This window comes from Leptolyngbya sp. FACHB-1624 (genome assembly GCF_047649235.1).
GTDB lineage: Bacteria > Cyanobacteriota > Cyanobacteriia > Leptolyngbyales > Leptolyngbyaceae > Leptolyngbya > Leptolyngbya boryana.
Genome location: NZ_CP180258.1, coordinates 2,973,797 through 2,987,025, shown reverse-complemented (window position 1 = coordinate 2,987,025; position 13,229 = coordinate 2,973,797). Strand labels below are relative to the sequence as shown.

The 13,229-nt window shown below is 46.5% G+C and carries 13 protein-coding genes; 12 read left to right on the top strand and 1 reads right to left on the bottom strand.

The genetic code is table 11. The features are described 5' to 3' along the window. Positions 1-20: 20 nt before the first annotated feature. Both ACMUEV_RS13915 and ACMUEV_RS13910 read left to right on the top strand, forming a co-directional pair. Positions 21-164, top strand: a complete 144-nt coding sequence (locus ACMUEV_RS13915) for a hypothetical protein (protein ID WP_172410460.1) — start codon at positions 21-23, stop codon at positions 162-164. A gap of 144 nt (positions 165-308) precedes the next feature. After that, on the top strand, positions 309-1,853 hold the full coding sequence (locus ACMUEV_RS13910; protein ID WP_190647902.1) for a hypothetical protein: 1,545 nt from the start codon (positions 309-311) through the stop codon (positions 1,851-1,853). Positions 1,854-1,921: 68 nt separating this feature from the next. Here ACMUEV_RS13910 and ACMUEV_RS13905 read toward each other — a convergent pair whose 3' ends face one another. After that, a complete protein-coding gene (locus ACMUEV_RS13905; RefSeq protein ID WP_017288511.1) occupies positions 1,922-2,314 on the bottom strand; it encodes a hypothetical protein in 393 nt (130 codons plus the stop codon). A 122-nt stretch (positions 2,315-2,436) separates the two neighbouring features. Here ACMUEV_RS13905 and rppA point away from each other — a divergent pair, with 122 nt between their 5' ends. The 10 genes from rppA (at position 2,437) to ACMUEV_RS13855 (ending at position 13,209) form a co-directional block, all read left to right on the top strand. Then, positions 2,437-3,111: a two-component system response regulator RppA gene (rppA, locus tag ACMUEV_RS13900; RefSeq protein WP_190647903.1), complete on the top strand. Its 675-nt coding sequence runs from the start codon at positions 2,437-2,439 to the stop codon at positions 3,109-3,111. A gap of 15 nt (positions 3,112-3,126) precedes the next feature. Continuing rightward, positions 3,127-4,443, top strand: coding sequence for a sensor histidine kinase (locus ACMUEV_RS13895; RefSeq protein WP_190647905.1), 1,317 nt, complete (start codon positions 3,127-3,129; stop codon positions 4,441-4,443). A gap of 312 nt (positions 4,444-4,755) precedes the next feature. Then, complete coding sequence (locus ACMUEV_RS13890; RefSeq protein WP_190647907.1) at positions 4,756-5,145, top strand: hypothetical protein; 390 nt, start codon at positions 4,756-4,758, stop codon at positions 5,143-5,145. Between the two features lie 73 nt (positions 5,146-5,218). Then, complete coding sequence (locus tag ACMUEV_RS13885; protein ID WP_415354777.1) at positions 5,219-6,577, top strand: APC family permease; 1,359 nt, start codon at positions 5,219-5,221, stop codon at positions 6,575-6,577. 21 nt (positions 6,578-6,598) lie between these two features. Next, positions 6,599-7,231, top strand: a complete 633-nt coding sequence (locus ACMUEV_RS13880) for an SAM-dependent methyltransferase (RefSeq protein ID WP_017288516.1) — start codon at positions 6,599-6,601, stop codon at positions 7,229-7,231. A gap of 71 nt (positions 7,232-7,302) precedes the next feature. Further along, positions 7,303-7,911, top strand: a complete 609-nt coding sequence (locus ACMUEV_RS13875; protein ID WP_017288517.1) for a fasciclin domain-containing protein — start codon at positions 7,303-7,305, stop codon at positions 7,909-7,911. 37 nt (positions 7,912-7,948) lie between these two features. Continuing rightward, complete coding sequence (locus ACMUEV_RS13870; RefSeq protein WP_190647911.1) at positions 7,949-8,758, top strand: glucose 1-dehydrogenase; 810 nt, start codon at positions 7,949-7,951, stop codon at positions 8,756-8,758. A 57-nt stretch (positions 8,759-8,815) separates the two neighbouring features. After that, a complete protein-coding gene (locus ACMUEV_RS13865; RefSeq protein ID WP_190647913.1) occupies positions 8,816-10,180 on the top strand; it encodes a glycoside hydrolase 100 family protein in 1,365 nt (454 codons plus the stop codon). A gap of 105 nt (positions 10,181-10,285) precedes the next feature. After that, positions 10,286-12,181: a cation:proton antiporter gene (locus tag ACMUEV_RS13860; protein WP_190647915.1), complete on the top strand. Its 1,896-nt coding sequence runs from the start codon at positions 10,286-10,288 to the stop codon at positions 12,179-12,181. 179 nt (positions 12,182-12,360) lie between these two features. Then, a complete protein-coding gene (locus tag ACMUEV_RS13855) occupies positions 12,361-13,209 on the top strand; it encodes a DUF1206 domain-containing protein (RefSeq protein ID WP_190647917.1) in 849 nt (282 codons plus the stop codon). The last annotated feature ends 20 nt before the right edge of the window (positions 13,210-13,229 follow it).

Genomic DNA, 13,229 nt, shown 5'->3' with positions numbered 1-13,229 from the left:
TCAACGGAGAAACAAAGATCATGCGTTACAGTATCATGCTTCAACTGGTCGGTTTTTTGACGCTTGTTCTACTCGGTACGGCTGCTTTTTTCGCTTGGATTCAGAACCGTCCGACAACTGATCAAAATCGCACTGCACTGAAAAACCTAGAACTGCGTGCTTGACCAACATAGCACTCCGGGTTGAATGCCTGTCAATCGCGCCGATCAACTTGATAGCAAGACTTTGCCGTTTGACTACTCTACTCAAGTTCAAGTACCTATCAAATCACAATGGCTAGATTTAGCTTTAATTCAGTACTATTGAACATGTTCATCGTACTGATTTTTATCTTGTCATTTCGGGCATTTGCTGGTTTTCTAGCACCTGATTTTGACGCGGATCAAGCTGTCCATGTGATGATGGCATATGATCTACAACTTCCCGAAGATCTCTACTATTGGGGGCAAAGTCGATTAGGCAGTTTGCTCCCGATCGTTAGTCATTGGCTGCTGAAGATTTCGCCTTTCTCTCCGCTTGAAGTCGTTTCTTATGTTCAATATGGGTTTCTCGCTATTAGTTTTTTCTGTTTCATTCGTTTGTTCAGAAAGCCGATTACAAAAGTTGTTTTTGCGCTGATTTGTTTTTTACCTCCTCAGCCTTTTCTAAAGTTGGTTGAAGTTGCTCATCCGTATGCGCCGCAATTTGCTTTACTCGGAATTGCACTTGTCTCTGCGGATCAACTCATCACGTCCCCAGAATCGAACACGATTAAAAAAAATGTTTTGAGTTTCGTGGCTCTTGTGAGTCTGATTCTGAGTGTCTGGGTGTCTGATCTTTCATTAGTGCCTAAAGGGCTGGCAGCAATTTTAGTGGTGTCAACGTTTCTACAACGGTATCGCAAGTCAAACAAGCAAAACAGATTTGTCGGAGAGACGCTCGCCCATCAATCTCAAGATGCAACCTTAAAACTACTCCGGACAAGTTCAATCGTCATTTGCACCTTTGTGACATTGCTGTTAGGCAGTGCATTTCTGGTTTATGCAAAATCGACTGCTTCACAACAAGATGAGAATTATGGAATTCTTGCAATTAATGGATTAGATGTTATTGCTGATATTGTTCGATCGATATTGGTTGCGGTAAGTCATACATTCCTTTTCCAAGTCGGCAATCCTTTCTTGAGTCTCTATGCGATCGCAGTTCTTGGGCTGGTCTTTGTTCTTGCTTATTATTGGTTCCAAGCCCGTCATACTCCAGTGTTTACCAACCGGACTTACTGGATTCCTTTTTTTCTGGGAAGCGCGATCGGAAGTTTCTTTTTAATTTTGCTGTCGCGTTGGACGTTGATTCAATCTACGCCTCCTCGCTACTTTATTGGAATTTATATTTTTTTCTGGCTGTCAGCATTACTTGTTTTCGATAATCTTCGCTCTCCAGAACTTATCCGCAAAAATGCTTTGCGCCGAGTCACGACCTTGTTAGTTCTAACAGCGCTGCTTGGAAGTTTGAGTTTACCTGAATATGTGTTTGCGCTTGAGAAACCACAATCTCGCTTTTCCATGCTTCAACCCATTGCGACACTAGGGCAAGCTGGCTTTATCGGAGAGTATTGGGCATCTTATCTCATGTGCATTGTGGCTCCGGAGCAAACAAGCTGCACACCTCATGACCAAAGTTTTTTTCGGTGCGGGCGTTGTGTTCAAGCAGTACTTGCCTCGCCTATAATCTATCTCGTTGAGCGCGACTGGCTAGAGTCGTTTCCTGAAGAGATTGAGCAATTTGGTCAACGCTTAGAGAAACAAGGAAAAGTTAAAAAAATTGCTGGATATTGGATGGCTCCCTACCGCAACATGACTGTATCAAAGAATTAAACAAATCAGTCTTATGGACAATCGCTGAAAGTATTGTTATGCGCCAAAAACATACACAAGACGCTGCATTAATTGACGATTCGATAGCGCACGAGCTTTCTGACCTCTTGAATCGGTATGCCAATTTCCTCTGCGATCATAGATTCAATTTGTCTCGATTCAGTCATCGGGAACTCGTATTCTAATTTTTTCAGATTAGAATCAGTCGTTTTAATCGAGACTGCGGTTGCTTTACGACGCTGATCAATCTCGGCATGAATCACCAAAATTGTGACAGATAGCTTCATTTCCAACTGCGTATCGGCTTGAAGCTGAGTTGGACTCGTATAAGAGCTGTACAACACTTGAGACGCGATCGCACTTCCCGTCAGCCAGAACAGAATGCCAGCCAGTGCCAGCACCAGCCAAAATTCTGCGCCGATCGATTTAACCTGCCGAATGACTCGCCGGAGCCGTTTCATAACCACCTTCTCTAGACCGTGAGCTAGCGTAATCCCTGGAGATAGATTTGAAATCTTGCCAGAGCAGGAAGTTTGTCAGCCTGGAACTCTCTAATTTGAAAGAGTCGTATTTTTATTCAGCAATGCGAATTCTGCTCGTTGAAGATGATCCTGAACAACTCGAACCCCTCCATACCGCACTATCAGAGGTTGGGCATATTGTTGATGCGGTGCAGAACGGCGAAATCGCGCAGTGGATTTTGTCGCAGCATCACTATGATCTGCTCATTCTGGATTGGATGCTGCCCGAGGTGAGTGGAATTGATCTCTGTCTGGGCTACCGCAGTGCGGGAAAAACTTCACCTGTGCTCATCCTCACAGCAAAAGACACGACGAGCGATAAAATTACTGGCTTAGATGCGGGAGCCGATGATTATCTCGTTAAGCCTGTTGATGTGTTTGAATTGCTAGCACGAGTTCGGGCATTGGGCAGACGCTCTCCACTGTGGCAAGGGGAAACGCTTCAAATCGAAGACCTCATGCTTAACTTAACCACGCTCTCCATAGAACGTCACGATCGCGCTATTCAACTTTCAACCCGAGAATTTCAACTGCTAGAATATCTCATGCGTCATCCGCGTCAAGTCCTGAGTCGAGATCAGTTAGAGCACGCGTTATGGGAGTGGGGTGATGAACCAGAAAGTAACGCAATCACTGCCCTTGTGCGGCGACTCCGGCAACGTTTAGAATCCCTTGAAGTTGCAGACTGGATTGAAACCGTTTATGGCATGGGCTATCGTCTGAGTCCGAAAGTATAGGAGGGCGATCCGTTTATGTTCACGCGCAGCCGTCGGAATCTTTCTCGTTGGTTTATGCTTTCAATGGGAAGTATTTTGATGGTCTTTGCGGTTACTCGCTATTATCTGACTGCGATCGAGCGCTTGAAGTATCTCGATCAACTGCTGTATAAGAAGGCTCAGGTCGTTGCCGCGACAGTACAGTACAAGCAGCGAGACGGACACCGCCAAATTGACTTCAGAAATGTTCCGTTTCTAGGAGAGTCGCCGTTGCCCCCTGGAAGTGATGCCGTGTATGCACGATGGTATGACCCACAAGGACGATTACAGCAGTTTTTTGGAATTGCTTCGCCGCCTGCAATGTTAGAAGATGTTCCAGAGTTACACACGCTGACGATTGATGCGGGACTCTTGAGCGGTGCCGATGGCGTTGTGCAAAGCGCTGATCAACTGATGTTAGTACGGCAGATTACGCTGCCTGTGCAATATCGAGGGCAAATGCTAGGCTACTTGCAAGTTGCAGTGCCCCTTGCTCCCTTACAAAGAGAATTACAGCAAGATTTACTGATATCTTTGATCTCGATTCAAATTGCCCTGATTGTGATTGTGGTGACAGCATGGGCATTAAGCGGCGTGGCAATGCAACCGATTCAGGAGTCGTATGATCACTTGCAGAAATTTACAGCAGATGCGTCTCACGAACTCCGAACCCCGCTTGCCGCAATTTTAAGTAACGCTCAAGTTGGATTGCTTGCTCCAATGGAAAAGGGAGAAAGCAAGCATCAACGCCTCGAAAAAATTGCTGCGACTGCGAAATCAATGACGGTTTTAATTAGCAATCTGCTCTTTTTGGCAAGGCGTTCTGGTCGGATTACTGATGAAGCCCTACAACCGACAGATTTGGGTCGCGTCCTACAAGAACTGATCAAAGAATCGACGATTCGGACGGTTGCTCAGTGGGTTCAGTTGAGTCTAGACTTACCCGAACGCGCTGTCACGATTCATGCAGAGCCAGAACTCCTGAAGCAAGCGATCGCGAATCTGATCACGAATGCCTGTAAGTATACGCCTGCGGATGGAACAGTGAATCTCAGGCTGTTTGTTCAGTCTCGTCAAGCGATCGTACAAGTAGAAGACACGGGCATTGGAATTCCAGCTGAGCACCTGCCGCATATTTTTGAGCGATTTTATCGGGTCGATCAGGATCGCTCTAGAGACCGAGGAGGAACAGGGTTAGGGCTTGCGATCGCCCAACAAATTATTACGGCACATGGCGGAACGATTACCGCTCGAAGTTCAGTTGGACAGGGTTCAGTATTCCAAATTGTGCTTCCGCTCCAGTCCTCTATCTAATTTATAACTTTCATCTTCTCTAACTTGATATCTATCTAAAGGCAGTCGATTTTCTAGCAAAATCCTTTGACTACTATGGTTTCAATGTACAAATAGTATTTCCTTCAACTACTCCTTTAGAGATATCTCAGAGACATTGTTAGAAATTATGATCAATTTATTAAGTTTGTCACTTTTGCGTCACTTTTAGTATCGACGCTAAGAATAAGAAATCAATCGCTTGCAGTTCAAGCAGTTTTATCCTCTAATCGTTCGTTTTACGGACTTGTGAGGTTTATAAATCAGGCATAAGCTGCATTGGAGAAGACAATCATGAAACGAATTGGGTTACTGATGTCCATCACAGCTTTGATCGGCACAGCATCTCCGACTATTGCACAAACATCACCTGCAAATCGCTCTCCATCCTCTCAGGATGCCAGCGTTCAGGTCAATCGTAGTGTACCTCTGGTCATGGTGCATGGACGTATTAATCAAGTCCGTGAAACTCAGTTTAGCCTCGATTCTAATCTTGGTTTGTTGACTGTGAACAAGCGAGAGATGATCGACCTACGACCGAATGAGCCTGTAACGGTCGTCGTTGTCCCAGATGCACAGGCGAGTGTATTCGATGCCTATTCGATTACTCGTGCAGATGGGACAAATATTACCTTTAATTCAACTGGAACTGTAATTCAGAGAATTGCAGACCAGTTCAACTAAACCAGTTCAACTAAACCCTGTTCAAATCAATGAACTTAAGACGCGATTACTTTTTGGGAACTACGAGGTACTTGTGACTAAACTGGACACACCTTATTCCTTAAATTCATCTGCTAGTCATGCAGATTTAAAGTCACCTACCCTGACACTCTCAGATGCGATCGCCATTATTGTTGGTATTGTGATTGGAGCAGGCATCTTTGAGACTCCTGCGCTCGTTGCTGCAAATAGCGGTAACGGTTTTATTGTCTTACTGACTTGGGTAATTGGGGGGGCTGTCTCCTTTGTTGGAGCGTTGTGCTATGCCGAACTAGCTACAACCTATCCGCACGTTGGAGGAAACTATGAGTACCTGAAACGGGCATTTGGTCAGAATGTCGCATTTCTGTTTGCTTGGGCACGCATGACTGTCATTCAAACCGGATCAATTGCTTTACTCGCCTTTATCTTTGGTGACTATGCGTCTCAACTCTTTAGTTTAGGATCAGGGTCATCTTCAATTTATGCTGTCGGTGCGATCGTACTTCTCACCAGCCTTAATATCATTGGCATTCGACAAGGGAAACGGATTCAGAATGGGCTGACTATGATCACGATTCTAGGATTAGTAACGATTACTATTTTAGGATTATTGCTGGGTCGCCCCTCACCTCAGTTAGCAGCACCGATCGTTGCTTCGAGTAACTGGGGAGCAGCAATGCTGTTTGTCCTATTGTCCTATGGGGGTTGGAATGAAGCCGCTTATATCTCTGCGGAAATTCAAAGACCTCAGCGGAATATTGTGCGATCGCTGCTCTGGAGCATTGGCATTATCACTGCTTTGTACGTGTTGATTAATGCGGCATTTTTGCGCGGATTGGGTGTGTCGGGAATGGCACAATCTCAAGCGATCGCAGCCGATTTGATGCGACAAATCTTGGGGGAGCCAGGAGCCGTTTTGATCAGTGCGCTGATTGCGATGACTGCGTTAGGCTCGTTGAATGCTTCAATTTTTACGGGAGCGAGAACGAACTATGCTTTCGGGCAAGATGTCGCTTTGTTCAACTTTCTAGGACGCTGGCGGTCTCAGGCAGGAACTCCCATGACCGGGTTTTTAGTTCAGGGTGCGATCGCGCTGCTGCTTGTCTTCATGGGAACCTTCACCCGCAATGGATTTGAAGCGATGGTCGATTACACTGCTCCGGTGTTTTGGTTCTTCTTTCTCCTGAGTGGGATTTCCTTAGTTCTGCTCAGAATGCAAGATCCGCATCGTCTTCGGCCGTTTCGCGTGCCATTCTACCCAGTGACACCCCTGTTATTTTGTGCCGTCTGTAGCTATCTACTGTACTCCAGCCTCGTTTATACAGGCTTAGGTGCGAGCGTTGGCATCATTGTTGTGGCTCTGGGTATTCCGTTTTTGTATTGGTCTCGGATTCAACATCGTCGTTCATAAAACAACTTAGGAGTTAGAACTATGCAATTCAAACGTTTGTTTGCTGGATTGGTCATTGGGCTGAGTGTTGTGGGAGTGGGTGTAGGATGCACTCAACAGCGCGATTTTCAAGCCGATGCTCAAACGAATCCTGCTACGACTCAACCACCCCAATCACCAGCTCCAGCCCGCTCTCCAGATGTTCCTTATGTCCCGACTCCTCAAGCTGTGGTCGATCGGATGCTACAAATCGCAAATGTGAACAGCAACGATGTGGTGTATGACTTGGGAAGTGGAGATGGTCGGATTCCGATTACTGCCGTTCGGCAATTTAATGTAAAACGAGCGATCGGAGTCGATATCAATCCTCAACGGGTACAAGAAGCCAACCAAAATGCTCAACAAGCAAACGTCACCGATCGCGTAGAGTTTCGAGAGCAAGATTTATTCGAGACAGATTTTCGAGAAGCGACCGTTGTCACCCTTTACTTACTTCCTGAAGTCAATTTACGGTTACGCCCGAAATTGCTCAGTGAACTCAAACCTGGTACTCGCATTGTTTCTCACGCTTTTGACATGGGCGATTGGAAACCGGAACGTGTTGAAAATGTCGATGGGCGAGTGATCTATTACTGGACAGTTCCAGAAAATGTTCCCGCTAATCTTAAACAATAAACTCACTCACTCACTGCACTCACTCACTCAGTTTAATCACTACTCTCACCTCAATTTTTTGGAGACATATCATGAGACAACAACTGAAAAAAACAATTGCTGCAACTGCTTTAGGTGCGATTCTGATGCCGATCGTTGCTGCTTGTGGGGGACAACCCACCGCAGAAGCACCCACGCAACCTGCTCCCGAAGCGACGACTGCTCCGGTTGCTCCGGCTCCGGGTACTCAAGGTTCCCCGGCTCCAGGCACACAAGCAAACGCTGGCAATGTAACGGATCTGATTGGTAGCAACCCTTCGCTCAGCACACTTTCTTCTGTAATCAATGAAGCAGATTTGAGCAATACATTAGGAGAAGGTGGACCTTACACCGTATTCGCACCCTCGGATCAAGCATTTGCAGCTCTCCCTGCTGAAACTCGTGAGCGTCTGCTTCGAGAGGAGAATCGACAGTTACTTCGCCAAATCCTGACTTACCACGTGGTTCCGGGCAGCTTAACCGCGAATCAATTGCAGCCAGGTCAAGTTCAAACGCAAGCCGGGAACTCAGTCAACGTGCAAGTGGATGGACAGCAGGTTCGGGTGAATGAAGCGCGAGTTATCCAACCGGATTTACAAGCATCAAACGGCGTGGTGCATATTGTCGATCGCATTATCTTACCGCCCAATGTCAATCTGTAACGTGAATCTGTAGCAGATGCGTGAGAGGGAAGCTGTGATGAAAGGATTAGCTGGAAAAAATGCGCTGATTACCGGAGCAAGTTCCGGGATTGGACAAGCGATTGCAATTCGTCTCGCTCAGGAAGGCTGCAACATTGCGATTAACTATCGCAAGACGGTTGAGGAAGCTGAAACGACCGAGGAGATTGCACTGCAAAAAGCTTGTGGTCAAGTGGAGAATTGTGGAGTCAAATCGCTTTTGGTTCAAGGGGATGTGTCCAAAGAGGAAGACATTCTCAACATGATCAACACGACCATTGATCAATTTGGCAGCTTGGATATTTTGATCAACAATGCCGGGGTGCAAACAGAGTCTCCCTCTCACGAAATTGAGGTCGATGAGTTCGATCGCATTCTATCGATTAACTTGCGGGGTGCATTTTTATGTGCGCGAGAAGCGATTAAGCATTTCATTGCTCGCAACCAACCTGGCACGATTATCAATATCTCTAGCGTTCATGAAGTCATTCCTCGACCGTCGTATTTAACTTACTCGATGAGTAAAGGCGGCATGGGAAACCTGACGAAAACCTTAGCGCTGGAATATGCCGATCGAGGAATTCGAGTCAATGCAATTGCGCCTGGAGCAACGATTACGCCAATCAATGAAGCCTGGACAGATGATCCAGAGCAGAAAGCGATCGTAGAAAGCCACATTCCAATGGGTCGTGCTGGAACGTCTGAGGAAATGGCTGCTGCGGTTGCTTTTCTTGCTTCTGAGGAAGCAGCTTACATCACGGGGCAAACCTTGTTTATTGATGGTGGACTCACGCTCTATGCCGATTTTCGGGAATCGTGGTCTGCCTAACTTGAAAGCTGATCAAGCGATTTCTCAATCCAAAGTAGACTTTATTGCGCCAACTCAATGAACATTCAACACTCTGCGGAGCGCCACTTAAACGAGGCAAGAGAGCTTCTCAATCAGTCAATTCTGTATTATCGGGGTCAGCCCATCGGCACGATCGCTGCACAAGATCCCACAGTCGATGCTCTGAACTACGATCAATGTTTTATTCGCGATTTTGTCCCCTCTGCCTTGGTTTTCCTGATGCAAGGTCGAACTGACATTGTTCGGAACTTCTTAGTTGAAACCCTGAACTTGCAAAGCCGACCCAAAGAAATGGACTGCTTTGAGGCAGAAACGGGACTGATGCCTGCAAGTTTCAAAGTCGTTCAAGCAGACGGACAAGAATGGTTAGAGGCAGATTTTGGAGAAGCAGCGATCGCGCGCGTTCCGCCAGCCGATTCTTGTCTTTGGTGGCTGATTTTACTTCGAGCTTACGTTCAAGCAACCGGAGATGTCGCATTAGCACATCAGCCCGAATTTCAAACCGGAATCAAGCTCATTCTTGATCTCTGTTTGGCGCATCGGTTCTCGCTCTATCCTACGCTGCTGGTTCCGGATGGGGCTTTTATGATCGATCGACGCATGGGTGTGTACGGTCATCCCCTAGAGATTCAGGTACTTTTCTATGCAGGGTTGCGAGTTGCACAAGAGTTTCTGCTGCCAGAAGAAGAACGCTATCTCAAGGCAGTAACACAGCGTCTCAGCGCATTACATTATCATGTCTGGGAATACTACTGGATTGATCTCAACCGCCTCAATCAAATCTACCGGTTTGAGGTAGATGAATATGGTGAAAACATTGCGAATAAGTTTAATATCTATCCAGCATCGATTCCCGCTTGGTTAACAGATTGGTTGCCTGAAACAGGAGGCTACTTAGCTGGAAATTTGGGACCTGGACGGCTGGATTTTCGCTTTTTTGCATTGGGAAATCTGTTAGCGATCGTCTTCTCACTCGCAGATGAATCTGAATCTCAAAGGATTATGAATTTGTTTGAGCAGCGTTGGCAGGATTTAATTGGCTATATGCCCGTGAAGCTTTGCTATCCTGCGATCGAGGGAGAAGAATGGCGAACGCTCACAGGGTGTGACCCGAAAAATTCGCCTTGGTCGTATCACAATGGGGGGAATTGGGCAGTGCTACTTTGGGCATTTGCGATCGCGGCTCAAAAAACAGGTCGAGTCGAGTTAGCAGAACGTGCAATTAACATTGCCGAGGAGCGTTTAGTGCAAGACAACTATCCAGAATACTATGACGGTCGCTCTGGATACTTGATTGGAAGAGAAGCTCGATTGTTTCAAACATGGAGCATTGCAGGCTTGCTGGCTGCTAAAGAATTCATCGCACATCCTGATCATTTATCTCTGATCAGTCTCGAATGACCGTTTAAAGCATCGCTTTATCTACTGTCAATTCAATGCGGGTTTTCTGTGATCCATGACGAGAAATGCCAGAATTAGGCAATCTGTTTTGCTTTGATAAATGGAATGGAAGACTCTTTAACGATCACAGTTTTGATGAGTACCACCGTTGGTATTGGCATTGGTGCTCAGGTCATTGCTCGATATTTACAGATTCCTAGTATTGTCTTCCTCCTGCTATTGGGTTTGGCTCTAGGATCGAGTGGACTCCGTTGGATCGACCCGTCTCTTTTAGGCAGTGGGTTGGAAGTCATTGTCTCTTTGTCGATCGCGATTATTTTATTTGAGGGAGGTTTGAGCTTACAGATTCGTGATCTGAGAAGCGTTTCGATCAGCCTTCGCAATCTGATTACGATCGGGGTCGCCATTACACTGGTTGGCGGTGCCATTGCGGCTCATACCTGGCTTGATTTTCCCTGGTCGATCGCCTTCCTCTATGCGTCTTTAGTCGTCGTCACAGGTCCAACGGTTGTGACTCCACTCTTAAAGCTTGTGGGGGTAGAGCGACGAGTCGCAACGCTATTAGAAGGGGAAGGAATTCTAATTGATCCGATCGGTGCAATTCTTGCGGTGATTACGCTCAATATTGTGTTGAGTGGCAAGGCAGTTCCGCTCGTTTTAAGTAACACGGCAATCCCACTTCTAATTTTGAAAGGATTGCTCCTGCGCTTAGGAATCGGAGTCGCGATCGGATTGATTGCTGGGAGTTTGCTGAGCTTGCTTCTCAAACAGTCTAAGATTCTTCCGCAAGAACTCAAGAATCTGATTGTATTAGCAGTAGTCTGGGGATCGTTTAGCCTAGCGCAAGCGTTACGCAGTGAGTCGGGGTTGCTGGCTGTTGTGATCATTGGCATCGTTCTACGCGCCGCTGCTACACCTGATGAGCGGTTGTTGCGGCAATTTAATGAGCAGCTTGGAATTTTGACAAACTCAGTGCTATTTATTCTGCTTGCTGCTGATTTATCGATCGAGCAGCTTTTCGATTTAGGGCAAGAAGGGGTAATCGTAGTTTTGGCATTAATGCTGATTGTTCGTCCTATCAATGTTCTAATCTCGACTTGGAATCGCGGCTTTAGCTGGCAACAGCAGTTCTTTTTGTCCTGGGTTGCGCCGCGTGGCATCGTAGCAGCATCAATGGCATCGTTATTTGCCATTTCTCTGAACAATCAAGGGATGAGTGGGGGTGATGCGCTTAAAGCATTGGTGTTTCTCACGATTCTGATCACCGTTTTTGTGCAAGGAGTGACAGCAGGCTGGATTGCACGATGGCTTGGCTTACATACGAATCAAGTCAGAACAGTGATTGTAGGCGGGGATTCATTCGCCCGATTGTTGTCACGATTATTGCAGCAAAAAGGAGAAGCAGCGATGCTGATCGACTTTGATGTAAACACAACCAATTTAGAGCCGATTGATGAAAATCCTGCGTTGAGCGATCGCTTGAATTTAGAAGAACTAGAAGCCGAAGGCATCTCTTCATTTAGCTCGTTTCTCGCTTTAAGTTCTAGCCCAGAAGTCAACGGCATTTTAGCTCAACGGGCTGCGGAACTGTTTCGTCCTGATCTGATTGCAATTTTGTCTCCATCACCGCTAGGGGATGGAAACAGCCTGAGTGCAGTCACGCCAGGGATTCAGGCTGCGTTTGCTCCCCAGATTTCTCTCGATCAGTGGAATCAATGGCTCGACCAGGATGAAGCGCAGGTTGTCGAAATTGTTTTACGATCGCCGACGCTTGCAGCACAGCAAGCAGAGCTACAAACCTTAATCGCCTCGAATAACCTCATGCCCCTGATCGTTGAGCGAAACCAGGAGGTGCGAATTGTTATTTCAAATGAAGAATGGCATGCGGGAGATCGTATTACCTGCTTACTGCACAAATCCGCAGACGCAATGATTTCGCTTGAGAAATCGCCGTTTGTCAAGGTTGCCCTGAACACCAGCGAATGGGCAGATTGTCGCTAAGACTAACTGACCAACTTAAGCGCTAAATTGATGAGATCGAACAACTGACGAATTCAATAGAGAAGCTCGTCAATCCTCAAAAGCAACAGTCAATCTAAGCCTAGAAGAATTCATTATTCTGATAGATGCGATGTGCAAGTCTGTCATTCTATTGTGCGAGATAATATTCTTGCACTGATATGGCGACCCCCAATATTCCTCCTAATCTAAAACAGCCTGTACAACAGACTGTTGCTCATCCAAAGTTTGAAAAGTTGGCTCGATTCGGTTATGCAGCAAAGGGGATTGTTTACTTTGTAGTGGGACTGCTGGCAGCACAAGCTGCGATCGGGAGTGGAGGACGCACCACAGATACGAGTGGAGCCTTACAAGAAATTGTGGTGCAGCCGTTTGGAAAATTGCTGCTTGGGTTGGTGACGATCGGTATCATTGGCTATGTCCTGTGGCGGTTTGCTCAAGCATTGCTTGATCCAGAGCATACGGGACAATCAAATTCTACACAGCGCGTTGTGCAGCGTATCGGATATTTGATCAGTGCACTCAGCTATTCAGGGTTAGCTTTCACTGCGGTTAAACTCATCTTAGGCAGTGGTGGAACGAATGGAAGAGGGACGGAAGACTGGACAAAACTGGTCTTGGCTCAACCTTTGGGACAATGGCTTGTGGGGTTAGCAGGCGCGATCGTATTGGGGGTGGGCTTGTCGTATTTTTATCAGGCTTACACTGCCAAGTTTCAAAGATATTTCAAACTCAATCAAATGAATGCAACCGAACGCAAGTGGGCAAAGCGGCTAGGACAGTTTGGGATTGTTGCGCGTGGGGTTGTTTTTTGCATCATTGGTTTGTTTGTGATCATTGCGGCACTGCGCTCCGATGCAACTGAAGTCAAAGGATTGGGAGAAGCTTTAGCCGTTTTGGCACAACAGCCTTATGGAGCATGGATTCTGGGAATTGTGGCGCTAGGCTTGATTGCTTATAGTTTGTACTCGCTGATCGAAGCTCGATATCGCAGTCTCATTCGCTCTTGAGATGTCTGTTAGTTCTCTGG

Coding starts and splice junctions, on each gene's coding strand:
- ACMUEV_RS13860 (WP_190647915.1), top strand. CDS start 10,286: ATGGAAGACTCTTTAACGATCACAGTTTTGATGAGTACCACCGTTGGT.
- ACMUEV_RS13890 (WP_190647907.1), top strand. CDS start 4,756: ATGAAACGAATTGGGTTACTGATGTCCATCACAGCTTTGATCGGCACA.
- ACMUEV_RS13905 (WP_017288511.1), bottom strand. CDS start 2,314: ATGAAACGGCTCCGGCGAGTCATTCGGCAGGTTAAATCGATCGGCGCA.
- ACMUEV_RS13910 (WP_190647902.1), top strand. CDS start 309: ATGTTCATCGTACTGATTTTTATCTTGTCATTTCGGGCATTTGCTGGT.
- ACMUEV_RS13880 (WP_017288516.1), top strand. CDS start 6,599: ATGCAATTCAAACGTTTGTTTGCTGGATTGGTCATTGGGCTGAGTGTT.
- ACMUEV_RS13895 (WP_190647905.1), top strand. CDS start 3,127: ATGTTCACGCGCAGCCGTCGGAATCTTTCTCGTTGGTTTATGCTTTCA.
- ACMUEV_RS13865 (WP_190647913.1), top strand. CDS start 8,816: ATGAACATTCAACACTCTGCGGAGCGCCACTTAAACGAGGCAAGAGAG.
- ACMUEV_RS13875 (WP_017288517.1), top strand. CDS start 7,303: ATGAGACAACAACTGAAAAAAACAATTGCTGCAACTGCTTTAGGTGCG.
- rppA (WP_190647903.1), top strand. CDS start 2,437: ATGCGAATTCTGCTCGTTGAAGATGATCCTGAACAACTCGAACCCCTC.
- ACMUEV_RS13870 (WP_190647911.1), top strand. CDS start 7,949: ATGAAAGGATTAGCTGGAAAAAATGCGCTGATTACCGGAGCAAGTTCC.
- ACMUEV_RS13915 (WP_172410460.1), top strand. CDS start 21: ATGCGTTACAGTATCATGCTTCAACTGGTCGGTTTTTTGACGCTTGTT.
- ACMUEV_RS13855 (WP_190647917.1), top strand. CDS start 12,361: ATGGCGACCCCCAATATTCCTCCTAATCTAAAACAGCCTGTACAACAG.